Origin of the sequence: Shewanella sp. 10B, assembly GCF_023475885.1 — a bacterium.
Taxonomy (GTDB): Bacteria; Pseudomonadota; Gammaproteobacteria; order Enterobacterales; family Shewanellaceae; genus Shewanella; species Shewanella mangrovisoli.
Window position 1 is genome coordinate 1 of sequence record NZ_JAMDJO010000032.1, and the last position, 333, is coordinate 333.

Here is a 333-nt window from a genome sequence, read left to right on the forward strand (position 1 = left end):
GATTGCGTTTCACTTCTGAGTTCGGGATGGGATCAGGTGGGACCACAATGCTATTGTCACCAAGCAAATTTGTTATTCACTACCTGTCTTATTGTCGCAGGCAGTAAATGAATTCGGAAAGCTGGTTTGAGTTGCACTTCTTAAGTGTTTGTATTCAAGCTAAGTACTGTACGACCTCCAGGGAAGGAGGAAGTACTGGAAAATGTCTGGAACATTTTCAGTAAAACCCATCTGGGTTGTATGGTTAAGCCTCTCGAGTCATTAGTATCAGTTAGCTCAACGCCTCACAACGCTTACACACCTGACCTATCAACGTCCTAGTCTCGAACGGCT

2 rRNA genes are annotated in these 333 nt (G+C 44.4%); both read right to left on the reverse strand.

Going from position 1 to position 333, the window contains the following annotated elements:
• Positions 1-64 (reverse strand): 5S ribosomal RNA (rrf, locus tag M0415_RS21330); the annotation flags it as partial.
• Between the two features lie 176 nt (positions 65-240).
• Positions 241-333 (reverse strand): 23S ribosomal RNA (locus tag M0415_RS21335); the annotation flags it as partial.